Here is a 24,297-nt window from a genome sequence, read left to right as displayed (position 1 = left end):
GTTTGACTATTGCTCGACAACTTTAGCGTCTCCGTTGCACCATGCCCAATGGCTATTTGACCTAGAACAGCGGGGCCGCATGCGTGGATGTTTGTGATGTGCACGAGACAGCCTGTCAGGGATTTTCTTTGATCGAGAATATGCATTCCGGAGAGCACGATGCTACTGCCCTTCCTCTTCCAGAAACAAAAAAAACTCTGAGTGCGGCATTTTTTTTGCAGTGTGATATGCAAAATTACTAACCTGTTCATATGTGTCTAGGTTGAAACATCGTGTCCCGCCCAGACATCATCCCGCAGACCTTTCATGTTAAAGGTAAGAGATGACACCCATGCCTCATCTCCTCATTGTTGATGATGATCAGGACATCCTGACGCTCCTGACCAGTTTCCTGCAGAGACACAACTATTGCGTTTCCGTCGCTGAAGACGGCGAGGCGATGTTTGAAATCCTGCGAACGCAGACCATTGACCTTGTCATTCTAGACATCATGCTACGCAAGGAAGACGGTTTCAGCCTCTGTCAGCGCCTCCGGACGTCTTCGAAAATTCCGGTCATCATGCTGTCTGCCATGGCCGACCATACTGACCGGGTGGTCGGACTGGAAATCGGTGCTGACGATTACTTGACGAAACCCTTCGACCAAAGGGAACTTCTGGCCCGCGTCAAGGCCGTCCTGAGACGCACAACAGAATTCGCCCCCACAACAGCTCGCATTCCGACACGCCCCATCCTCAAATTCGGGAGCTGGAAGCTCGACGTGGCCCGCCGCGAACTTCGTTCGGCCAGTGGCTCTCTCGTTCTGCTGTCCAGCGGCGAATTCGATTTACTTCTGTCCTTCGTTGAGCATCCCCAACGTGTTCTGACCCGCGACCAGTTGATGGACATGGCACGCGGCCCCGACCATGCGGCTTTCGACCGAAGCATCGATGTGCAAGTCAGCCGCCTTCGCCACAAACTGGAGGAAGACCCTAAAAACCCTACCCTCATCCGAACTGTAAGAAACGGCGGTTATATCTTCTCAACGACAGTAGCACGCACATGAAGCGCCTTACTTTTATGGAAGATACTATCGCAAGGCGTCTTATCATTACGGTTACACTGGCCGCAGTCGTCACACTTGCGCTTCTGGAACTGTTTTTTGTCTTTGGAGGCACGTGGGCCAAACCGGATATTCAGGAAACAGGCGTTGTAAGTCAGGTGGGGTCAGTCATTCGCATCGTCAGCTCAGCGCCTGCATCAGACCGTGAAGGACTGGCACAGGCAGCCAGCACCGATGACGTCCATTTCGCCTGGTATGCACCCCACACTCCACTGGCGCAGGCGCTAGAGAATGGTCAGTACCGTAGCGACGAAATTTCCCAGAGCTGGCGGTTCCTTAAGCCCTATCTCCGACACCGTCCAAACCGCTTGATCGTCTTTCGGGAAAACAACCCCGTCTCCCAGGCAACTGGCCTCCCATATGACAGATCGCGCTTCCACGACGCCTATTTTGCAGGCATTCGCCTCGACGATGGCAGCTGGCTCCTGTGTGTTGCCCTTACCCGGTTTTGGGGGCTGTACGCCTTTCAACGTTTCACCCTTCAACTCCTGTTTCTTGCAGTATGGGTTGTCACGGTCTCCATGATTGCTTCACGCCAGCTATCACGACCTATCGAACACCTTTCAGGTGGGGTGCGCAGCCTTGGTCTTCAGCCACGCTCCGCGCGTCTGGATGAAGATGGCCCCCGTGAAATCCGGCTGGTCGCAGAAACGATCAATGGCATGCAGGCTCAGATCCAGCAGTTCATTGAATACCGCACCACAATGCTGGCTGCCATTTCGCACGACCTTCGCACGCCCCTGACTCGCATCCGCCTCCGCGGCGAATTCATTGATTGCCCCGAACAGCAGAAACATCTCTTCCGGGATGTGGACGAAATGCAAACCATGATCGACGGTGCCTTATCCTTCTTTCGTAACGATGCCTCCCGCGAAGAAAGCATCATGTTCGACTTGCCCGGCCTCCTGCAGACCATTGCAAACGACTACTGTGACCAAGGCTTCAGTGTAGAATATTACGGTCCAGCCAAGGCGGGTTACGTTGGCCAGCTCTATGCCATGAAGCGCGTATTCTCCAATCTCGTCGAAAACGCCATCAAATACGCAACGCCTCCCACCCTCACCCTGGAGACACAGCAGGACGGCAGCTACATGATTTATATCCGTGATAATGGTCCGGGTATTCCTGAAGCCTCCCTTTCCGAAGTTTTTGAGCCCTACTTTCGTCTCGATAAGTCTCGTAACCGTCAGACAGGCGGCGTCGGTCTAGGGCTAACGTCGGCACAAACGATCGTCCGCTCCAATGGAGGTGAAATCACAATGGCCAACCGTTCTGAGGGTGGCCTTGAAGTCCTGATTTTCCTGCCGAAAATCTGCTAATAATGACCATATTTCACAGCTGCAATATTTGAGACACACGCTGGAAAAAGACGAGCTTTAACAGTGGCTTTACCACGCAGCGCCCTATACCAATCAAAGGCGCTGCACCTTCCGGACCCACCCTTTTTTCGGAAACGAGCCACCAGCATGACGTCTCATTCACAGCGCGCGCAATCGTACAAACCATCACGCTTTCCTCCAGTGCCTTCGGTACTGATTTCCTGTGCCTTCATATTCTCCCTAACAGGATGTGCAGGCCAAAAAAACACCCAGACGGGTTTCATTCCTCGGGATACGTATGGACAGATGGTTCATCAAAAAAACCATACGGATGATCTGGTTTATGTCTCCCCCACGATAGATGCTTCGAAGTATCATTTCCTTGTCATCGAACCTGTTACCTGGCATCCGGTAGCAAAGGCTCCAAAACTTAAACCTGCGGTCGAAGCACGCATGACCAAGGCTTTCCACGACGCACTTGTCAAAGCCCTTGCGCATGATTTTCAGGTCCTCGCACCCGAACAATGTGACCCGACTTGCCCCAACACAATCCGGGTCCGCGCGGCTATTACCAATATCCGCCGCAGTAAGTGGTATTATAATGCCCTTCCGATCGTTGCCGGATTTGCAGCCGGCGCAGCGGGAGGTGGCATGCCGCCGATCCCTCCCCCATTTCCGGGGGGCGCCAGTGAAGAACTCGTCGCCACGGACGCAACCACAGGGGAAACCCTGCTTGCCATCTCGACTTATAACAATGGAATGCCATGGAACATGATGGGACAGTGGCTTCCATATGCACATGCAAAAAGAGCCTTCCGTCTGGCGTCCGAACTCATGGATGAAGAGTTTCACAGGATCAAGAAGAACGGGAGCACGCAGTTGCCTACCGGAACCCTTCGTAACTCACATGAAAGCAGGAGAAGCGGATAATGAGCCCGTTAAGAATGAAAATCCGTAAAAACTGGCCTCTTCTTGGTTTGGTCGTAAACCGCTCTCTTCTGAATATTCTCGAGTTTTATATACCTCTCACAATTCATCTTGTCGTCACTCGCACTCACCGTAAAACATAGTCACTTTCTTGATGGAAACTATGTCATTCTTTATTCATTATGAAAGAACCGTGGATTATGCCCTTGCGACCTGATTTCAGGTACAACTGACAGTAATTGACGGTTTTTCTGGATGTTTGGCACCTACAAAATACATTGCACTTTGGTGCCTCTATGGTACCGATCAGACATGGCACGCAGCAATTTGCAGCCTGTCGCGCCTCTCTGGAAACAAAGCAGAGACGATCCATTTAGTCGTCCTTTAACCTAATATCGACCGCTCATCCTCAATCTCTTCACAGGCGCCTGAAACAGACTTCTACCCTGACATCAATTGCGCCTATACGCCGTATTTTATTATCGAAACTATGTTTCAGTAATTCCGCACGCAACTCAGAAGCCTAAGCCATTAGTATTCCTGTTACAGGGAATTTGAATTGCCTGCTCGAAATCTTCCAGCATCAGACATTCATGCATCGTTCGCTTCTCGAAGCGATTGTCTTCATCCCGTCCAACTAAAAACTACAGATTAGTGTCAGATGTTGGCGGGTATTCTAACCTTTTTTCTCCTACAGTTATGGTATGAACGATTTTCATGGATCAATGAAATAAAATCATTTTTGCTCACTCAACATCTCGGGCATACCGTTCACCAGCACCACTCATCACTGCACGGCATGAAGCTTTCTGCTCCGGCAATATAAATCCGAATAAATCCTCAAGTGAAAATATGAGGAATTTTCAACTCGCAAGGTCGAACCGCATATGTCCATAGAGTTTACTTTTAATCTGAAAAAAACGCGGTTTGACGAGGACTATTGTCCCTCAAACGATACGCGTCTAACCACAAATTTTGCCAACCTCGTCAGAGGAAACCATCGTCAACAGAACTTGCAGAATATCCTGCAAATGATTGATAACCGTTTTAATGCGTTAGCCCATTGGGACAACTCAAAGGCAGATCGCTACTCCGTCGAAATTGATATCATCTCTGTCGAAACGACTATGAGTTGTAATGGTGAACATCAGTCATTTCCCTTAATCGAAATACTGAACACTTCTATTATTGATATTATCAACAACGAACGTATTCCGGGCATTGTTGGAAATAATTTTTCCTCTTACGTCCGCGATTATGATTTCAGCGTCCTCCTTCGAAATTATAATCAGAACCGTTCAGAATTTGGCATTCCCGAGCGCTTTGGTGATCTTCATGGTAAGATGTTCAGATCTTTTCTCGGCTCTGACGAATACAAGAATAACTTCAGAAAAATGCCGGTCATTTGCCTGAGCATTTCAAGTAACAGAACGTACCATAGGACTGAGAATCATCACCCTGTCCTTGGCTTTGAGTATGAACAGAGAGAGTATTCTCTTACTGATCAATACTTTGAAAAAATGGGTATGAAAGTTAGATATTTCATGCCTCCCCATAGTTCAGCACCTCTAGCATTTTATTTTTTCGGAGATCTTCTGACAGACTATTCCAATTTGGAACTCATTAGCACAATTAGTACGATGGAATGTTTTCAGAAAGTCTATCGACCAGAAATCTATAATGCGAACTCCCCGGCAGCCGGATGCTACCAGCCCAGCCTGACCCATCAGGACTATTCGACAACTCAGATTTTCTATGACCGAGAAGAACGGAACAAGCTGGCGATTGAACAGGGAAAGTTCACCGAGGAAAATTTTATCATTCCCCACCGGACGGCTCTTGAGCAGTGGTCTGCTCATTTTTCAGTTTGAACCCTAAACCGTACAAGGCCTTTGACCATGACAAAATTACTTCCGACTTCAACAGTTGGCAGCCTGCCTAAACCGTCGTGGCTTGCAAAAACTGAAACCCTCTGGTCCCCATGGAAACTGCAGGGCGAGGAATTGATTGAGGGCAAACAGGATGCTTTACGTCTGACACTCGACGATCAGGATCGTGCCGGAATTGATATCGTGAGCGACGGTGAACAAACGCGGCAGCACTTCGTCACGACATTCATTGAACACCTGCGCGGCGTTGACTTCAAAAACCGCCAAACCGTCAAGATCCGTAACCGGTATGATGCGAGCGTGCCGTCCGTTATTGGGAATGTAACACGTGAGAAACCTGTCTTTGTAGAGGATGCAAAGTTTTTAAGAACACTGACAAAAAAGCCGATTAAGTGGACACTCCCAGGCCCCATGACCATGGTCGATACGCTCCATGATAGCCACTACAAAAGCCGTGAAAAGTTGGCCTGGGAATTCGCCAAGATCCTCAATCAGGAGGCGAAGGAACTGGAAGCTTCTGGCGTTGATATTATCCAGTTCGATGAACCAGCCTTCAACGTTTTCTTCGATGAAGTTAACGACTGGGGGGTTGCGGCCCTAGAAAGAGCAGTTGAGGGGCTCACGTGTGAAACCGCAGTTCATATTTGCTATGGGTATGGTATCAAAGCCAATATCGACTGGAAAAACAGTCTCGGTGCCGAGTGGAGACAATATGAGGAAATTTTTCCTAAGCTGCAGAGTTCCAGTATCGATATGATCTCTTTGGAATGCCAGAATTCCCGTGTTCCGATGGATCTCATTGAACTTATTCGTGGTAAAAAAGTAATGGTTGGAGCCATTGATGTAGCTACCAACACGGTTGAGACGCCAGAAGATGTGGCTGATACGCTCCGAAAAGCCCTCCAGTTTGTGGATGCAGACAAACTTTACCCTTCTACCAACTGTGGTATGGCGCCTTTGTCCCGTCGTGTCGCACGGGAAAAGCTGAGCGCTCTTGCCGCAGGGGCCAACATTCTGCGAAGAGAACTTTCGGCATAACAAGCGCAGTCTTCAGCGCCTGATTGTCAAAAATAACGGATAGCTGAGCGGAGATTTTTTTTACTGTCTCCACTCAGTCATAACTCCAGAACGGCCCAACAATTTGACCACCGCGTTCCCGAGCCCCAGCGCTCCTGAATTGCCGAAGGCAGATACAAAAACAAAAAGATTTGAGAGGGGCGGGCAACTGTCTGGAGAAAGGTTTTTAAAGATAAGCAAAAATGATATAATTTAATGCTTTCATAAAAAACACGCATGGACTGGAAAGTATGGCTATCCTGGAACGCAACCATCTGATGATCATTCAGGCAGTCGCACAGGAAGGGTCGCTAACAGCAGCGGGTATCCGATTAAACCTGACCCAGCCTGCTCTCAGTCATGCCGTTCGTAAGATCGAGATACAACTTGGTGTAAAGATATGGCGACGCGAGGGACGCTCTCTGGTCCTGACGCAGGCAGGGCAATGGCTACTCGCTCTGGCAAATCGTTTGCTACCCCAGTTTTCACTCGCAGAAGAGAGGCTGGAACAATTCGCCAATGGCGAACGTGGCATTTTGAGGATCGGGATGGAGTGCCATCCCTGCTACCAATGGCTCCTTAACGTTGTCTCACCCTATCTCGAACGATGGCCAAAAGTAGATGTCGACGTTCGGCAGAAATTTCAGTTTGGTGGCATCGGAGCCTTGCTAAGCAACGAAATTGATATTCTCGTCACACCCGACCCACTTTACAAACCGGGCCTTAACTTCACACCGGTGTTCGATTACGAACTTGTTCTTGTCGTAGGGACTGGTCACAGACTGTGCGGCGAAACATCCATCACGCCTGAGCAACTTGCCGGGGAAACGCTCATTACCTATCCCGTACCTTCTGAACGTTTGGATATTTATACGCAGTTTCTTCAGCCAGCCGGCATCGCACCGCGTCAGCAGAAGCAGATTGAAACGACAGATATCATGCTGGTTATGGTGGCGCATGGGCGCGGTGTCACAGCCCTACCTCGCTGGTTGGTAGAAGAACATGCCTCACGCTACGGTCTGCATGCGATAAGACTTGGCGAGAAAGGGATTGCAAAGCAGATCTTTCTCGGACGCCGCGAAACAGATGATGACATTCAATATCTCACCGATTTCATAGACTTTGCTGCCCGACCTGAAGATCCTTTCTTTTGAAAAGCTTTCTGTGTTCCTCTATCACCTTATGATGGGATAGAGAGCATCAAACAGCCGGGCTTTCTCAATATTGAAAAGCATCCGTTTCCTCGAAGAAATTTCCGGGCTTTTAGATTTGAAATATTTGTGGATCAGCATAAATTCTTGGGAACCACTCAAGAATTCTACCAATTACGACGGTCTCGATTGCGCGCCTCTCCACCGTGGGCTTAGAGCTGCCCACTAGACAACCCGATTAATTTGATCAGCTCCCCAGACATAAGCCGCATATCCGTGGAGAAACAGTCCTGCGAACGCCTGATGGGAGATGTCCAATCCGCCGGTATATGATCCCAGTGCTGGCAGAATAAGGCGTTCTTCTCCCGTGAGGAAGCAGGCGCGGCTCATAACATGCCCCCTGATCCGTATTCTGATCTTCGGATGAAGATGGCCTGCCAGTTCCGCACTGCCAGAAGGAATTGTCGCAGATGGTATATGCCTGAGGATCAGATTGCCGACCCGGTATTCTTCAACCCACTTGCCCCCAATACCCGAAATCGGGAGCGCATCGTGATTACCTGTGATCCACAAAGTCGCTGCTTTTGTGGTTATGGTATCCAGCAATGTTCGTTCTGCATCAAGAAGACGCTCTCCTGCCTGACAGTCATGAAAGCTGTCTCCAAGCGCGACCAGAACCCGGGGGGAATGAGCCTCGACAAGCTGGAGCACGTTCTCGAGCGTCGACATCGTATCTCCTGGCGGAAGCAGTACTCCACGTGCCCGAGCAGACGTCCCCTTACCCAAATGCAAGTCAGCCACCACGAGCATCTGCGTTTCAGGCAGGAAAACAGCCCCTCCGGGCAGGAGCCATATCCGCTCACCTGCCAGCGTTACCTCACGAAAATTCACGCTTTCCCTGCCAAGGCATAAAGCTTGTCAGCCTCGGCCAGAAGATACTCTTCGCCCTCTCCTCCCCGGATTTTTTCACGTCCCTGCTCAAGAAGAACAGGAACCGCAAGCGGCGAAACATGGGAAAGACTAACATGCTCGATATGCCCTTGAATGCGATCCAGCATACCGGAAAGACGCCGCAGATCAGTCAGACCCTGCTCTGCCTGAAGCCGCGTCGCACGTAGGAGGATGTGATCTGGATCATATTTTCGAAGGACATCGTAAAGCAGGTCACTACTGATCGTCATCTGACGCCGGTTTTTCTCACGCCCGGGATAATTGCGTTCCACCAGTCCGGCAATAATGGCAACGTCCCGGAAAGTGCGGCGGAGCATGGCACTTTCCGCGAGCCAGTCTGCCAGATTGCCTTCAAGCAGATCTTGGCTGAACAGGTCCGTCATGGAGCCAGCGGGATGGACGCACCAGCAGGCAACCATATAATCGTTAGCCACGAAGCCCAGAGGTCCCTTTCCAGTCTCCTCCAGCTTTTTTGTCAGGAGAAGCCCCAAAGTTTGATGCGCATTCCGCCCTTCAAAGGGATACGCCACAATGTAGTGCAATCCTTTGTGTGGAAAAGTCTCAACAAGAAAATTGTCCGGTCCAGGCATATGTGAGCGCTTTGCCTGAAGGGTAAGCCAGTCCTGCACAGCCTTCGGAAGCACGGTCCACAAGGATGGCGTATGCAGCATCTCACGGACGTATCTGGCCAGACCGGGTGAAATGGAAAGCTGGTTGCCCCCGTAAACCGGTACGCGCGGATCCTTGCCTCTACCCCGCGCCGCCTGAACGGTCGTATCTTGCAGCCCCAGAAATTCCAGCAGTTCTCCGCCCAGCAGGAATGTATCGCCCGGAACGAGCGTTGAGGCGAAATACTCGTCAATCTCCCCAAAAGCTTTTCCGCGTCGGGATTTGACGCGAAGCATCGGAGTATCGACGATGGTGCCAATATTCATCCGGAACTGCCGGATGATCTGCTCATTGCGAACCCAGAGTTGCCCCAATGAGTCCCGGAAAAGACGCTGATGGCGTTCATAGGCCTTTAAAGCATAGCCACCGTCTTCGACAAATCGAACGACCTCATCGAAATCCGTGCGTGCAATCTGGCTGTAAGGCGCAGTCTGGCGAACTTCTTCATACAGAGCATCGGGAAAGAACGGTCCAGCACACGCTGTGACCAGCACATGCTGAGCCAGAACGTCCAGTGCCCCGGCGCGCGGCGGATCACCGTCGAGTTCATGCCGCAGAACAGCGTCTTTGGCAGCTTCACATTCCAGCACTTCAAATCGGTTGGCTGGAGCAAGAAGCGCACGCGATGGTTCGTCCATCCGGTGATTAGCCCGGCCGAGCCGCTGTGTCAGGCGGGAGATCTGTTTTGGTGCCCCCACCTGAATGATCTGATCCACTGCGCCCCAATCCAGCCCCAGATCCAGCGACGACGTAGCCACCACTGCCCTCAGATCGCCTCGAGCCATGGCCTCTTCAACCTTGGCCCGACGCACCGCATCCAGACTGCCATGATGAAGCCCAATAGGCAGATTGTCTCCGTTGTCTTTCCACAGAGCCTGGAACAGTAGTTCTGCCTGCGCCCTACTGTTGACGAACACGATGGTGAGGCGAGCACGGGCAATTTCATTCAGGATTGCAGTAGCGCTTCCCAACCCTGTACGACCGGCCCACGGAAGATACCCCCGCTCGTCAGGCAAAAGCACATGAACGTCCGGCCGCACCCCGTCTTCCGCTTTGACAAGACGGACGCCAGAGGCTTTGCCCGTCGGGGAAACCCAGGCCGCCATGGCGGAAGGGTGCGCTACGGTTGCGGATAAGCCATTGATCCGGAGTGATGACGAAAACGTTCGCAGGCGGCTGGCACAGAGGGCAAGCTGGTCTCCCCGCTTGGTGCCAGCAAGCGCATGAACTTCGTCGATAATCAGAACTCTGAGCGTGGAAAAGTACGCGGCAGCATCTGGGTATGACAGCAACAGCGCTAGGCTTTCCGGTGTTGTCAGGAGAACATGCGGCGGGTTCTTCTGTTGCCGTTTCCGGCGTGCTCCGGACGTATCTCCACTGCGGACCTCAACACGAACCGGAAGATCCATGTCCATAATAGGTCGGGAGAGGCTTTCTGCGATATTGGTCGAGAGAGCCTTCAGGGGACTGACATAGAGCGTATGCAGTCCTGAATATGAACCGTCTGCCAATTCGATGAGGCTGGGCAGAAAGCCCGACAGTGTCTTTCCTCCGCCGGTTGGCGCGATAAGAAGCGCAGACACTCCATCTTCCGCTGCCTGAAGCATAGCGAGTTGATGAGATCGGGGAGACCAGCCCTGTTGGAAAAACCAGGTCTGAAAAGGTTCGGGAAGATGTTTGCTCATTAGCTGAAGAAACGCACACGCGTTTCGCGGGTTCTTTCCCTGTTCTTGCACGACTGGCGGAGAAGACTGGGTGGACTGGCTTGAGTTGAAACCGGAAGGGCTCTTCTGTGCACCCGGCGCGTTCTATATTGACCCTCTCCAACCAGTGGCCCACGCCGTCATTACGCATGGTCATTCTGATCACGCCCGACCCGGCCACGAGCTTGTCACCGGGACGCCCGAAACTCTGGCGATCATGCGCCTGAGAATGGGTGAAGGCCGCGCCGGTCAAGCCCAGCAGGCACTTGCTTATGGAGAAGTCATTTCCATTGGGGACGTGCAGGTCTGGCTCGCGCCTGCCGGGCATGTTCTGGGAAGTGCACAGGTTGTCATGGAGTACCGTGGGCAGCGCGCCGTCGTCAGTGGGGATTACAAGCGCGCGCCTGATCCAACATGCGTTCCTTTTGAGGTTGTGCCCTGTGATCTTTTCGTAACTGAAGCCACGTTTGGGCTGCCAGTCTTTCGCTTACCTGATCCCGCTCATGAGATTGCCAAACTGCTGCATGACGTACGCCTGTTTCCAGAGCGCACGCATGTTGTTGGCTGTTACGCCCTTGGTAAATGCCAGCGTCTGATCGCTCTGCTTCGTGAGGGTGGCTACCATGACCCTCTCTGGCTCCATGGTGCTCTTCTACCGATGTGTAAGCTGTACGAAGGTTTTGGTGTCCCCTTGGGGGAACTGCGTTCTGCAACGGCAGCAAAGAAAGGTGAGATGCGCGGGGGCATTGTCCTCGCGCCTCCATCGGCCATTGCAGACCGTTGGGCACGTCGGCTTCCAGACCCGGTCGTCTGTCTGGCATCAGGCTGGATGCATGTTCGCCAGCGAGCAAAAGCGCGTGGGGTCGAACTCCCTGTCATTATCAGCGACCATGCCGACTGGGATGCTCTTCTGGAGACATGTCAGGCAACCGGGGCAAAGGAAATCTGGGTCACGCATGGGCGCGAGGATGCTCTGATTTATGCGTTGGGCAAGATGCAGATCCGCGGCCGCGCGCTGCGGCTTTTGGGGTACGAGGAAGAGGATGAACAGGCGGAACAGGGCGCTTTGACATGATCGAATTTGCGACCCTGCTGGAACGCCTGGCCTTCACCCCTTCACGAAATATGAAGCTTGCACTTCTCAAAGAGTATTTTTCGATGGCGCCCGATCCTGACCGGGGATACGCGCTGGCTGCGATGGCAGGAAGTCTGTCCTTTGCTACTGCTAAACCTGCCATGCTTCGGGCTCTGGCCATGGAACGGATCGACCCGGAACTCTTTGCGTGGTCTTATGATTACGTTGGAGACCTTGCGGAAACAGTCGCACTGATCTGGCGGCCGGAAACCAGTGATCATGTTACGCCAACTGCACCGGGTCTGGCGGAGGTCGTTCATACCCTCGAGCGCCTTCCAAAGGCAGATGTCCCGGATGTTGTAAGGGGATGGCTGGACGTATGCGATGCCTCCTCCCGCTACGCCCTCCTCAAGCTCATTACTGGCTCGTTGCGCGTTGGCGCGTCAGCCCGGCTGGCAAAAACAGCCCTTGCAGAAATAGCGTCTGTGGCTGCGGATGACATTGAGGAAGTGTGGCACGGCCTTGAAGCGCCTTATGGGCCCCTCTTCGCATGGGTGGAGGGAAAAGGGCCGAAACCCGATGCGAAGGATGCTCCGGTTTTCCGGCCGCCTATGCTGGCCCAGCCCTTGGAAAACGTTGACCTGACAGCATTCGATCCAGCGGAATGGCGAGCAGAATGGAAATGGGACGGTATCCGAGTTCAGCTTGTTTCCACACCTCAAGGGGAGCGTGTCTACACGCGTAGGGCGGAAGATATTGGAAAGGCCTTTCCGGACGTGCTGGCCACGATGCAGGATCTAGGCAGCAGGGTCGTTCTGGATGGTGAGCTTCTGGTCGTTCAGGACGGTGTTGTCGCCCCGTTTGCGGATCTCCAACAGCGATTGAACCGAAAATCGCCTACGGCTTCCATGCTTAGAGACATGCCAGCCGGTATCCGACTGTACGATATCCTGTTTGAAGACGGAGACGACCTGCGCTCCCTACCATTCGATACCAGACGACAGCGATTGGAAAGCTGGTTCGCACGCTTGAATCCGCCCAGAATGGTCTTGTCTGATCTCATTGCGTTCCAGAACTTTGAAGACCTAGCCAAGCTTCGCGAGAATGCACGGAGCGAAGGCATTGAAGGGCTAATGCTGAAAAAGGCTGACAGTCCGTATGTTCCGGGTCGACCACGGGGGCCGTGGTGGAAATGGAAACGTGAGCCACTCAGCGTCGATGCCGTTGTCATGTATGCACAACGCGGGCACGGCAAACGCAGCAGCTTCTATTCCGACTACACGTTCGGCTTATGGCGCACCGTGGACGGAGAACGTGAACTTGTTCCGATTGGTAAAGCTTACTCAGGCTTTACGGACGAAGAACTGAAATTTCTGGACAAGTGGATCCGCGATCACACCACCAAGCGTTTTGGTCCAGTCCGGGAAGTGGCGCATGGTCTTGTTCTGGAAATTGCCTTTGATGCTGCTCAGTATTCCAAGCGCCATAAAAGCGGCGTAGCCCTTCGTTTTCCGCGCGTTTCACGTATTCGCCGTGACAAACCTGTAGAGGATGCGGACACGCTCGATGAGTTCATTAGAGCTTTTCTATAGAGGAAGTACCTCATCCGTTTCGACACACCGCACTCCCCCTCTCGCGGACAACGATGGCTCCAGGGGAAGAACAGACGCGGAAAAATTTTAATTAATCCCCCGCTGATGTTCTGATGGGGCGCCAGTCGCACCTCTTCGCACGCTCGTAGCAGGCAAAGGATATGATCGCGACGGGATGCTGGAGAACCTGATCTTTCGAGGCGATCCTCCCGTCATCCCACCACATTCAAATCAAACAGAGAATATTCTCTATAATTTCCGTTTTCACAGAGGGCGCAACCGTATCGAGCCGATGTTTAATAAGCCCAAGCAGGTTAGGCCGCGCCCTCTTATGGAAAAACCAGAAAAACCTTTGTATCAGGCATCAAAGTTATGCGGCAGAACGACCAGATCCCGCACCATCACGCCCTTTGAACGTGTCAGGATGAAGATCAGGGCTTCAGCCACTTCCTTGGCTTCCATCAGAGCACCAGCCTTGATATTGGCTTCAAGCCGTGCCTGATCCCAGTCTTTCAGCAACGGCGTGACCACAGGCCCGGGCTGGATTGCGCCCACCCGAATACCGTACTTCGCGACCTGCCGGCGCACTGTATGCACAAAGGCCTGCACAGCATGTTTCGAGGCTGTGTAGATGGGCTCGGCCATGATGGGGATCATGCCGGCAATTGAACTGGTCATGACGATATCGCCACTCTCCTGCTTCATCATCTGCGGCAGCACGGCGCGGACCGAGCGGAAGGCAGCATTGATGTTCAGGTGCAGCATCGCATCCCAGCTATCAGGATCGCCTTCCCAAACATTGCCGCCAACATACGCCCCGGCATTGGCATGGAAGATATCGATCCGGCCCTGTTCCTGAACGATCTGCGCAACGGCAGCATCTACGGTTTTATAGTCGAAGAGATCGACAATGATCGCATGAGCCTGGCTACCGAGCTCTGCCGTCTTGTTTTCGAGCGTTTTGGCATCACGGTCCAGAAGATAGACCACGGCCCCCGCTTCGATGAGATAGCGGGCACATTCGAGACCGATACCCGAAGCCGCGCCCGTGATGGCGGCGATCTTGCCCTGAAGAGACTGTGTCATATGCACTATCCTGTGATGCTGTCTCAGCGTGCGGACGCTGTGCCGCGCTGACGACTGATGAAAATTGCGAGAAGGATGATCGCGCCCTTGATGACATTCTGAACGTAAGGGGAGACCTCAAGCAGGTTCAGCCCGTTGTTCAGGACACCCAGCAGCATGGCACCGATGAGGGTGCCGATGATGGAGCCACGACCGCCGGAAATTGAGGTGCCACCCAGCACCACGGCGGCGATGGCATCGAGTTCAAAGCCGACACCTGCGTTGGGCTGGCCGCTCATGAGACGCGAAGACAGAACAACGCCTGCCAGCGCGGCCGTAAATCCGCCAATCAGGTAAACGGTGATCTTGTATTTACGGGAATCGATGCCGGAGAGGCGGACAGCCTCTTCATTGCCACCGATGGCGTAAATGTACCGGCCAATCGGCATGCGCTGGAGCAGCAGATAGGCCAGCGCATAGACAACTAGCATGATGAGAATTGGCGTCTGGATTCCCAGAACCTTTCCGCGACCGATAAACGCGAACCAGTCCGGAAGGCCCGAGATGGGATAGCCGTTCGTGTAGATCAGCCCCAGTCCACGGGCGATACTCATGGATGCCAGCGTCACAATGATCGGCGGCATTCCGAGACGGGCAATGCATAATCCGTTTCCGGCTCCGAAGAGCGCCCCGACACCCAGCCCGGCGAGAATGGCCAGCCCGGCGTTCAGGCCGGAAACCAGCAGACCCGCCGTAATGGTTCCGGCCAGCGCCATGACCGCGCCCACAGAAAGATCAATGCCGCCTGTGAGAATGGCAAAGGTCATGCCCACGGAGATGATGGCGTTAATTGAGACCTGTCTGGCGACGTTTTCGAGGTTGCCGAAGGACAGGAAGCGACTGTTAAGCGCGATCATGCAGACTACGACCACGAACAGTCCGACCGCTGGGAGAAATGCCGTTGACCGCGCGAATTTCGACGATCTGTAACGCTCAAGCAGAGAGTGCATCGACTGCGGACTTTTTAACGCTTGCTGTTGCATGACGCATTACCTCTTCCGAACTGATGGCATCCCCCTCCAGAACCGCCGTGATGACGCCATGGCTGAACACGGCCACGCGGTCACACATTCCGACGACCTCCGGAAGCTCGGATGAGATCATGATGATGGCGTATCCCTCTGCCGTGAGGTTCCGCATGAGTGTGTAGATTTCCGCCTTAGCCCCGACGTCGATGCCGCGGGTAGGCTCATCGAAGATCAGGATCTTGCTCCGGCGGTTCAGCCAGCGCGCAATCACAACCTTCTGCTGATTTCCGCCACTAAGACTCACCACGGTCGTCTCGTCCGAAGGGGCTTTGATACGGACGGCGGACATCAACTCCTGTGTCTTCCACTTCTCCCGCGCGGTGTCGATCGTGCCGATCGGGCGGGTATATTGCGGCAGGTTGTTAATGGAGATGTTGTCCCGGATACTGAAGCCAAGGATCAATCCTTCGGTTTTTCGGCTTTCGGGCAGAATTCCGATACCGTGACGCAGAGCCTGTGCCGGATTCCCCATAGACACGTCTCTGCCCTCAATCCGCACCGTTTTTCCTGGACATGGCAGTGCGCCGATCAACGCCAGAGCCGTTTCCGTTCGGCCAGAGCCAACCAGCCCAGCGAAACCAAGGATTTCACCTTTCCGCAGGTAGAAACTGTTGGGATGCCCGTTACTGGAAAAGCGAATATTTTCAGCTTCCAGAATGCGCTCGGCAGTATGGAGAACGGGTTTGGGCGGGAACGTATTTTCAATTTTCCGGCCGACCATCCGCTCAACCAGATGATCCATCGTGCACTCGGCCGTTTTCAGGACGCCTACATAAGCCCCATCGCGAAGCACCGTAATCCGGTCACAAATTTCAAAAATCTCTTCGAGGTGATGCGACACGAAGAAAATGCCGATGCCCTGGTCCCGGAGCTGCCGCATGACGTTGAAAAGCAGTTCGGCTTCCGTCGGGGTCAGGGTCGCGGTTGGTTCGTCGAGGATCAGAACCTGCACATCCAGTGACAGAGCCTTTGCGATTTCTACAAACTGTTGTTCAGCAACGCTGAGACGCGCGACAGGAACGTCAAACCGCGTTTTCACCCCCAGCCGCTCGAAAATTCCCTGCGCAATGCGCGTCATTTCGCTTTTGCGGGAAAAGCCGAGAGCGTTCCGCATCTCACGCCCGAGGAAAATATTATCCACGGCGTCGAGTTCAGGAATCAGGCTGAATTCCTGAAAAACAATCCCGATGCCCGCGCTGATGGCATCCTTGTAGCTGGAGAAGTGGCATTCTTTTCCGTTGAGAAAGATCTGCCCTTCATCCTGAGACTGGATGCCACCCATGATCTTGATGATCGTGGATTTTCCAGCACCGTTCTCCCCCAGAAGAGCATGGATTTCTCCACGCTCCAGGCTGAGACTGACATTCCGCAACGCCCGGACTCCCGGAAAGCTCTTGGAGATTCCCTTAAGCGCCAGAAGCGGTTCTGGGGATGTCTGACTGGTTTCTGTCATGATGTTCCCTCCGGAATCCGGGGCGTTCTTGGAATTTACCAGCTAAACGTCTTGGCTTTCGTCGCGTCGATCAGCTCGACATCGACTGGCAGAACTTTCGGGACTTCTGCGCCCCATTTCTTGGCGAGGGCCAGCGCGAGTGCCAGACGGATTTCCTGCCGGGGGAACTGGGCTGCCGTGGCGATGAAATGAGAGCCCGGCTTGCTGATGGCCTTCACAGCTTCCGGATTGCCATCCACGCTGACCAGCTTCACGTCAGAGCCATTGGACTCAATGGCTGAAAGAACACCGAGCGATCCGTTATCATTGACGCTGAAAATGCCCTTCAGATCCGGGTTGGCCTGAAGCATGTTCTCCGCCACCGTCAGAGCCTGATCACGCTCCTGCTTGCCGTTCTGAACGCTGACAATCTTGATGTCGGAATGCTTGGCAATGGCGTCCTTGCAGCCTTTGACACGCTCAAGAATCGGCACAACCGGGATACCGTCGATGATCCCGATATTGCCGCTCTTGATCGTCGTGGCGAGGTACTCGCAGGCCTTGAAACCGGCATCGTAGTTCTTGGAACCGACAAACGCATCCAGCGGGCCGCCAGCCTGAGCATCTACCGAGACGATCGGGATGTTCTTGTCATGAACCGCCTTAACAACGGACGTGACGCCTACGGTATCGGTCGGGTTAATGATGATGATCTGCGCGCCCTGCTGGATCATGTCCTCAATGTCGCTCACCTGCTTGGAAACGTCATGATGCGCATCGCTGATGATGACATTGGCGCCGATTGTGGCAGCGGCCTCCTGCAAAGCGTCCTTCATGGTGACGAAGTACGGATTGTTCATTTCCTGAAAGGAAACGCCAATTTTCAGTGGTGTTCCGGCTGCGGCAGCCGGGTGTGACAGGGCCGTCCCGCCAAGAGCGAGAGGCAGAAGGGCCAGCGGAAGCATCTTGGTCTTCATGTTACACCTGTTGATCTGCATGCACTGTGCAGGCCATTTCCTGCACATGGCCTTGTCAAAACCATAAAATTACCTGTCTCTATTTGAGGATGCGGCGGCCTAGAGGGCCGTGTATCCGCCATCGACAAATATTTCCTGCCCGTTGACCATGTTCGATGCATCGGAAGCTAGATACAGAACTGTATCCGCGACATCTTCCGGTGTTGCGACACGACCCGCAGGGATTTTTTCCAGCAGCTTTTCCAGCTTGTTCCCAACGCTCCAGACGCGTTCGCCCATGGGCGTCCAGACGACTGTGGGGCAAATAGCATTGGCCTGGATGTTATGAGCCGCCCACTCCGCCGTCATAACCTTGGTGAGACCGTTCAGACCCGCTTTGGAGGCGACGTAAGCACCATGATCAATCAGCGCGACAGAGCTGGCCTGGGAACTGATGTTGACGATTTTACCGCGCTTGCGTTCGATCATGCCCGGCGCAAAAGCACGGGCGAGAAGCCATGGAGCGCGCAGGTTAATGGCCTGCACGGTGTCCCACTCCTCAACGGTCTGCTCCACCAGAGGGCGAGGGAAACTGACGCCAGCATTATTGACGACAATATCGACGCCCCCCCACGCAGCCGTCACGGTCTGGGCGACAGCGTCTGGAGCCGTGGAATCATTAAGATCTGCAACAACCGTGAGGCATTGACGGCCATGGCTTTCCACAATCCGGCACGTTTCGGCCATATCGGCTTCCGAACGCGCAACAGCGACAATATCGGCCCCGGCAGCACTCAGCACGTCGCAGATCGTAACACCAAGCCCGCGGGATGCACCCGTTACAAGAGCTTTACGACCGTCGAGGGAAAAGCGTTGTGGAAGTGTTGACATGATCTGTTTTCCCTTATCGATCAGTTCAGGAACTCTGTGGCGTCTGCTGGCGAAAGGGCCGTCATTTCGCGAGCATGACGGCGATATTCCCGTGGCGTGCAGCCACGCAGGCGCAGAAAGATGCGGTTAAAATTGGAGAGGTTGTTGAAGCCGGAAGCCGCACCGATTTCCGTGATCGAAAGGGGAGAACTCGCCAGCAGATGACATGCGTGACACACCCGCAGCCGATGCAGGAACGACATGAACGTGTCGCCCGTCGCCGCCCGGAACTGACGGGAAAATGTTGAGGCGCAAAGCCCCAGATCCTGCGCCAGATGGTCATGCCGAATTTCGGACGGGTCCATAGCCATCAGGGACGTGATGACATTACTCATCCGCTGCATTTCCGGGCTGTTCAGAGCCGGGTTTTCACCTTTGAGAGACAATGTCCGGAAAGGCGCAGAAGTCAGATCTGCCAGAAGCCCCAGACACGCTGCCAGCTTCGCAGCGCCCTGCACAGTACCAATGGCGACCAGCTTTTCACCCATCTGAAGTGCTTCTGGACCAGTAAATTCGATCCCAAGGGTGGAAGCCTGCAAAAGATTGCGCAGCCCTGCCAGTTCAGGGCACAGCGTCGTCAGAGTTTCAATCCATTGAGCGCTAAACTGAAGCACCACATCACGCCCGGTTAGTACTTCTCCGGGCTTGAGCGGGCTGAACCAGCCATGCGGAAGATCCGGCCCAACAAGTACCAGTTGCCGCGGACCAAAACTGCCGATGTGATCCCCGATAATGGCTCGCCCCTCCCCCTTCGTGATGAGATGCAGTTCATATTCGGGGTGATGATTCCAACGTGCGACAGGCGCTGGATAATCGTGCTGATGCCATCGGAAACTTGTGTTCGGTTCTGCATGAATGGCCTCATAAACAGGACGCGTCGCATTGCCACTGACGGGCGCCTTGGCTTGAAGCGAGCGGAGCGTACCGAGGGCCGAGGCCCTGTTAGCAATGGGAGAGAATGCACCCTGCGTCTGAGATTTCTGCGTTACGGACATGAAAATACTGTCCTTTCAGAGAACGATCTGGAGCTTCACGTCATCCGGTCGTGCTTCCGCAGCACGCTCGAAAGCTGAAATACCCTGATCGAAAGGGAAGGTTTCCGAGACGAGAGGTTTGAGGTCGATCTTGCCCGCACTGATAAGGCGGATGGCTCGCTCATAGACATTTGCGTAGCGGAAGACAGTTTCCATCCGGATTTCCTTGGCTTGCGCAGCCACGATATCAAATGGAACTTTCTGAACCGGCATCCCGACGAACACGATTGTGCCGCCTGGCCGGACGCAGGCCAGAGCATCATCATAAGCCCCAGAAAAGCCGCTGGCTTCGAAGACAACATCTACACCCCAGTCCGCACCGCAGGCTGTATCGATGACGTCGCGCACCTTCGTCTCCCGCACATTGACAGGCGTGACACCGTCATACTGCCCGGCAATGGCAAGTTTGGCGGGAGCAAGATCCGTGATGAAAACCTGGCCTGCCCCTGAGGCAAGCGCTGCCAGAGCTGTCATAATTCCGATCGGACCACAGCCCGTGACGAGACACACATCGCCGGGCTTGAGTGCCGCCTTGACGGCCGCATGAACACCGACCGCCAGAGGCTCGACCATGGCGCCTTCTGCGAAACTCACATTGTCTGGCAGCTTGAAGGTGAAGGCAGCCGGATGGACAACCGACGGGGTCAGACATCCGTGAACAGGTGGAGTTGCCCAAAAACGCACGGCTGGATCAACATTATACTGCCCTAAGAGGCTGGACCGGGATTGCGGGTCAGGAATTCCAGGCTCCATGCACACCCGGTCTCCCACCTTCAAAGAGCGGACATTCTGCCCTACTTCCGTAACCGTACCCGAGGCTTCATGACCCAGAACCATGGGTTCCCGGACCACGAAAGGGCCGATGGCACCGTGCGTGTAGTAGTGCACATCGCTACCACAGATTCCAACGGTATGGATGGCAATTCGAACATCATCGGGGCCGATCCCCGTTGGCAGAGCAATTTCCCGCAGGGAAAGTTCGCCCTTTTTCTCAAGCACCAGAGCCTGTGCCATATCCAACCGTCTCCTGTCACACGTTCTAACATCAGATGTGATCAAGAGAACTGATTATATGTTATATATCACAGTGTATAGAGTGTTTTTTCCTAAAAAATGATACTTTTTTGAGTGATACGATTTCAGATATCCAATTTTTTATCGACAGACGTTAATCCAACATATTGATTAAAATAGATATTATTGATTATACTCTCTCCTGAAGAAGAATGTATTTTCCTGAATCCTGAAATTTTCCATGTTATAGATAACACAAATATGAGGTCTGGACTGCTTGGAAAGCTCCAGATTCTATCGATGAAAGGCAGCAGCCACAGCGTGTGGAGATACGGCGAAACTATTCCAGGCTACTAAACATCCATCGGACACAGCACACTTACTCTGCCAAGCCATCCGAATGAACGTGTCTGCCTTTGCTTACATGCCAGCGGTTTCTACCTGCCGCCTTGGCAAGATAAAGGGCTCGATCTGCATCCTCGATGAGATGACGATAATCCGGATGGCCAGCAAATGTGGCGATGCCAAACGATGCGGTCACGCGAATATCGATTTCGTTGACTGTCAAAGCAGTGTTTTGCTCAATCGCTGTGCGAATACGTTCCGCGATTTGGATCGCTTGTTCTTCCTGAGTTTCGGTCAGGAGAACAAGAAACTCCTCTCCTCCGTATCGAAAAATAAAATCACTCATCCTGCACTGTGCAACCAGTATTTTAGCGACGTATCGCAGCACGGAATCACCCACAACATGCCCGAGTTTATCGTTGACGGACTTGAAGTGATCGATATCCACCATCAGAATACTGAAGGGAATATGTCGCCGTAGAGAAAGGGAGACTTCTCTACCAAGAATGGTAGGCAAGAAACGTCGGCTCAGTGTTTTGGTCAATGGATCACGGCCATTCTCAACGGCTTCCGCCGTTTTAAAAAGCTGGTCCATCATGTAATGGATTTCTTCCAGCGCGCCTTGAAGGGCTTTGATTGCCTGTGGGGGCACAGGCCGCGCGGAGACCAGCTTCGGAACAAGCGCATTATCAACGTGTTCTACGGCCTTCGATACAACGTCAATTTCTGACGCGCCTTGAAACAGAACACTTCCCTTGTGCCTTAACCAGAGCCCAAACGCAGAGTCTGAAAGAGTATTGGCGGAGTCTCCCCCATAACAGATGTCGAGAAGAAAAGACTGTCCCCACTCCAGCAAAGCGGCCCGTTGCGTCTCTCGTTCAAGACTTATGTCTTTGCCCAGTGACATGAGCCGGAACGCCTCATTGACCTCAACTTCCTTTCGCGTTCCCTGTACAAAAGCCAGGCTCATGACCTCGATCGCAATATCGATCATATCTTCCGCATATGCGATGGCCGCGGAATATTGCGGTCCGTCCAATCCCAGTGCCTGAATGAACACGCGCAGTTTCCTTTTCAGGAGACGGGCACCATGCATCACCACATGAATCGGGATCTGAATACGCGCATGCGCGGCGCCAATCTTCTGCTGAGTCTGCACAAGAATACTGGCGTCCGGCGCGTCGTGAGAGAAAAGCTCTGCCAGCCAACGCCCCAGTGCTGCACGAAGGCGCGTATCAACAATTTCATTCGAAAGAAACGGGGCTGCATCAGCGTTGTTCAGAAGCACTTCATAAAACCTTTGCACGCAGTCCACCGCGTGCTGGTCTATCACCCCTGCTACAATTTCCTGCACAGGGGCGGGCGTCTGGGAGATCAGTCCCTGCCACTCTTGCTCGGCGATAGAAGGCTCTTGTACTTCAGAGGCATCAGTAGTCATCAAATAATTTTCCGTACAGTTCTGGGGCAATTTTTCGAAAGGAACTGCACAGCAGCACCCCATGATCTTTAAACACAAAAGCAGTTCTGTCTCGTCATTTCCCCGCCTTAGCGCAAACTTTGTGCCGCAACGATGTTCGAGAGAAGGACAAGTGAAGCAGAGTAATAATCAATGCTTCTGCTCAACACCGGGCTAAAGCCATTCTCAAACCCACAGGCTGCGCCAATGGCATGAAATCCCTGGGGGGCCGCATAAGGCGCTGTTTCATCTGTCTTCAGGTCGATCCAGGCAGGCAGCCCGCCTGACGTGTAGGCATGCCAGTAACGCACAAACGGGTTTGCAATATCCCGATCCAGCATGCCGCCCCATTGAAGATATAAAGGAACCCGGATCGCATCATACGAAAACCGGGGTGGCCAACCCGAAGCGATTTCCGGCACGTCCCGATCCTTTCCAAGCGTGAGCCAGTCAGGTGGCAAGCCCCATCTGCCAAAACGAGCCTGCCGGAGCAGATCCATTCCGTCATGAATAGCTTGCGCCCATATTCCGGTATCGTCGAACTCCTGTGCGGCCTGCATGGATGGAATAACGTAATAGGACATGTTCAGTGTAGCTTTTCCGGGTGACAGAAAACCCGAAATACCCGGAAGAAGGACAAGGCAACCGTTGAAATTTACGAGAAGTTTCTTCCGAATACTTGAATAGATCTGCTTTGCCTGCGTCAAAAGATGTGGCCGCTGCCATTTCCTTGCAGCGCTTGTCAGGGCAAAGGCGATCAAAAGATCACCATCCGTCGCGTTGTTATGGTCAGGCACATGCGGGATAGAATTATTGATATACCGCCAGGAAAAGAGCGCATCCTGTGGCCTGCGGAGCGTCGTGGCGGTCCAACTCCAGAGCCTGTCAAAAGACGTTTGATCATCGAACGCAACGGAGAAGAGCATCCCATATCCCTGCCCTTCACTATGGGAGGCGACACCATCATGAGCGTCGATGATGCGCCCGTCAGAGGTCATAAAGCGTTTCTTGTAATCTTCCCACAGATCATCTGCAGTCGCAGCAGAAGCATACGATCCGGTCGCCGCCAGAAATGAAGTACAGAAAACTCCTTTCATGACCATCCGCCGGTTGAAGGACTCTATTGCCATGGTGGGATCACGCATCATGTTCTTCACTGAATATATCCTGTCTGGTACTGTCGCGCTTGAAGATTACTCAACGAAAAATCTCGTTAAGTCCCTTTGCGGGCATGCCGCTTGTGATCCTGTTTTTCTCCAGCATCGAAAACACCTTGGAGAGTGGAATGCTACGGGCATCCGTGAGGAAATTTTCAATCGGCAGGGCAGTACTCTCCGTGCTGCCGTCCTGAGGACGCAAAGTCACTTCAGGTGCAGGGAGAGGCTTCGACGCTTCAACGTGTTCGGCTTCCTCCACAGGCGCCTTCACGTAAGGTGTCTGTGGAATGAAAGCGATGTTATCGAACGAACGGTATCTGAAATCCGGCTTTCCCATTGCTTTGCAGAGTGAAGGAACGTCGGATGAAAACTGGGGCATGCTTAAT

20 protein-coding genes are annotated in these 24,297 nt (G+C 53.3%); 8 read left to right on the top strand and 12 right to left on the bottom strand.

Annotation, left to right across the window (positions count from 1 at the left end):
- The first annotated feature begins 322 nt into the window (after nucleotides 1–322).
- The 6 genes from KP702_RS14455 (at nucleotide 323) to KP702_RS14430 (ending at nucleotide 7,447) form a co-directional block, all read left to right on the top strand.
- Complete coding sequence (locus KP702_RS14455) at nucleotides 323–1,045, top strand: response regulator (RefSeq protein WP_202208181.1); 723 nt, start codon at nucleotides 323–325, stop codon at nucleotides 1,043–1,045.
- Nucleotides 1,042–2,421: an ATP-binding protein gene (locus tag KP702_RS14450; protein ID WP_215769284.1), complete on the top strand. Its 1,380-nt coding sequence runs from the start codon at nucleotides 1,042–1,044 to the stop codon at nucleotides 2,419–2,421. The genes KP702_RS14455 and KP702_RS14450 overlap by 4 nt, the downstream gene beginning before the upstream one ends.
- Before the next feature lie 306 nt (nucleotides 2,422–2,727).
- Complete coding sequence (locus tag KP702_RS14445; RefSeq protein WP_237390046.1) at nucleotides 2,728–3,351, top strand: DUF3313 family protein; 624 nt, start codon at nucleotides 2,728–2,730, stop codon at nucleotides 3,349–3,351.
- An 884-nt stretch (nucleotides 3,352–4,235) separates the two neighbouring features.
- Complete coding sequence (locus KP702_RS14440) at nucleotides 4,236–5,219, top strand: DUF1852 domain-containing protein (RefSeq protein WP_215769283.1); 984 nt, start codon at nucleotides 4,236–4,238, stop codon at nucleotides 5,217–5,219.
- A gap of 27 nt (nucleotides 5,220–5,246) precedes the next feature.
- Nucleotides 5,247–6,275 carry a methionine synthase gene (locus tag KP702_RS14435; RefSeq protein ID WP_215769294.1) on the top strand — a complete coding sequence of 343 codons (1,029 nt, stop codon included), beginning with the start codon at nucleotides 5,247–5,249 and terminating at the stop codon, nucleotides 6,273–6,275.
- 269 nt (nucleotides 6,276–6,544) lie between these two features.
- A complete protein-coding gene (locus tag KP702_RS14430) occupies nucleotides 6,545–7,447 on the top strand; it encodes a LysR family transcriptional regulator (protein WP_215769282.1) in 903 nt (300 codons plus the stop codon).
- Nucleotides 7,448–7,669: 222 nt separating this feature from the next.
- Here KP702_RS14430 and pdeM read toward each other — a convergent pair whose 3' ends face one another.
- Together pdeM and KP702_RS14420 are read right to left on the bottom strand one after the other, a co-directional pair.
- Entirely contained in the window at nucleotides 7,670–8,335 is a 666-nt protein-coding gene (gene pdeM / locus KP702_RS14425) for a ligase-associated DNA damage response endonuclease PdeM (protein WP_215769281.1), read from the bottom strand.
- Entirely contained in the window at nucleotides 8,332–10,749 is a 2,418-nt protein-coding gene (locus tag KP702_RS14420; protein WP_215769280.1) for a ligase-associated DNA damage response DEXH box helicase, read from the bottom strand. The genes pdeM and KP702_RS14420 overlap by 4 nt, the downstream gene beginning before the upstream one ends.
- Nucleotides 10,750–10,819: 70 nt before the next feature.
- Here KP702_RS14420 and KP702_RS14415 point away from each other — a divergent pair, with 70 nt between their 5' ends.
- Both KP702_RS14415 and KP702_RS14410 read left to right on the top strand, forming a co-directional pair.
- On the top strand, nucleotides 10,820–11,842 hold the full coding sequence (locus KP702_RS14415; RefSeq protein ID WP_202208174.1) for a ligase-associated DNA damage response exonuclease: 1,023 nt from the start codon (nucleotides 10,820–10,822) through the stop codon (nucleotides 11,840–11,842).
- The gene (locus tag KP702_RS14410) at nucleotides 11,839–13,434 is read left to right on the top strand and encodes a cisplatin damage response ATP-dependent DNA ligase (RefSeq protein WP_202208173.1); all 1,596 of its coding nucleotides are present in this window, start codon (nucleotides 11,839–11,841) and stop codon (nucleotides 13,432–13,434) included. Before KP702_RS14415 ends, KP702_RS14410 begins: the two co-directional genes overlap by 4 nt.
- 357 nt (nucleotides 13,435–13,791) lie before the next feature.
- On the opposite strand, the gene KP702_RS14405 is transcribed toward KP702_RS14410, so the two are convergent.
- The 10 genes from KP702_RS14405 to KP702_RS14360 form a co-directional block, all read right to left on the bottom strand.
- A complete protein-coding gene (locus KP702_RS14405; protein WP_215769279.1) occupies nucleotides 13,792–14,520 on the bottom strand; it encodes an SDR family oxidoreductase in 729 nt (242 codons plus the stop codon).
- 23 nt (nucleotides 14,521–14,543) lie between these two features.
- Entirely contained in the window at nucleotides 14,544–15,509 is a 966-nt protein-coding gene (locus tag KP702_RS14400; RefSeq protein WP_202208171.1) for an ABC transporter permease, read from the bottom strand.
- A complete protein-coding gene (locus tag KP702_RS14395; protein WP_202208170.1) occupies nucleotides 15,493–17,040 on the bottom strand; it encodes a sugar ABC transporter ATP-binding protein in 1,548 nt (515 codons plus the stop codon). Before KP702_RS14395 ends, KP702_RS14400 begins: the two co-directional genes overlap by 17 nt.
- Nucleotides 17,041–17,075: 35 nt before the next feature.
- Complete coding sequence (locus KP702_RS14390; protein WP_252348759.1) at nucleotides 17,076–17,996, bottom strand: substrate-binding domain-containing protein; 921 nt, start codon at nucleotides 17,994–17,996, stop codon at nucleotides 17,076–17,078.
- Nucleotides 17,997–18,095: 99 nt separating this feature from the next.
- Nucleotides 18,096–18,866: an SDR family NAD(P)-dependent oxidoreductase gene (locus tag KP702_RS14385; RefSeq protein WP_202208168.1), complete on the bottom strand. Its 771-nt coding sequence runs from the start codon at nucleotides 18,864–18,866 to the stop codon at nucleotides 18,096–18,098.
- Nucleotides 18,867–18,886: 20 nt separating this feature from the next.
- A complete protein-coding gene (locus tag KP702_RS14380; RefSeq protein ID WP_215769277.1) occupies nucleotides 18,887–19,900 on the bottom strand; it encodes an AraC family transcriptional regulator in 1,014 nt (337 codons plus the stop codon).
- 15 nt (nucleotides 19,901–19,915) lie between these two features.
- The gene (locus KP702_RS14375) at nucleotides 19,916–20,953 is read right to left on the bottom strand and encodes an NAD(P)-dependent alcohol dehydrogenase (RefSeq protein WP_215769276.1); all 1,038 of its coding nucleotides are present in this window, start codon (nucleotides 20,951–20,953) and stop codon (nucleotides 19,916–19,918) included.
- Between the two features lie 379 nt (nucleotides 20,954–21,332).
- Nucleotides 21,333–22,736 carry a diguanylate cyclase gene (locus tag KP702_RS14370; protein ID WP_202208165.1) on the bottom strand — a complete coding sequence of 468 codons (1,404 nt, stop codon included), beginning with the start codon at nucleotides 22,734–22,736 and terminating at the stop codon, nucleotides 21,333–21,335.
- A gap of 107 nt (nucleotides 22,737–22,843) precedes the next feature.
- Nucleotides 22,844–23,902: a glycosyl hydrolase family 8 gene (locus KP702_RS14365; RefSeq protein ID WP_237390051.1), complete on the bottom strand. Its 1,059-nt coding sequence runs from the start codon at nucleotides 23,900–23,902 to the stop codon at nucleotides 22,844–22,846.
- A 49-nt stretch (nucleotides 23,903–23,951) separates the two neighbouring features.
- On the bottom strand, nucleotides 23,952–24,290 hold the full coding sequence (locus KP702_RS14360; RefSeq protein WP_202208163.1) for a hypothetical protein: 339 nt from the start codon (nucleotides 24,288–24,290) through the stop codon (nucleotides 23,952–23,954).
- Between the last annotated feature and the right edge of the window lie 7 nt (nucleotides 24,291–24,297).

Source organism: Gluconobacter sp. P5B12 (assembly GCF_018812035.1).
GTDB lineage: Bacteria > Pseudomonadota > Alphaproteobacteria > Acetobacterales > Acetobacteraceae > Gluconobacter.
Note: the sequence above shows the minus strand (reverse complement) of the source record. Positions and strands in the feature narration are given on the sequence as shown.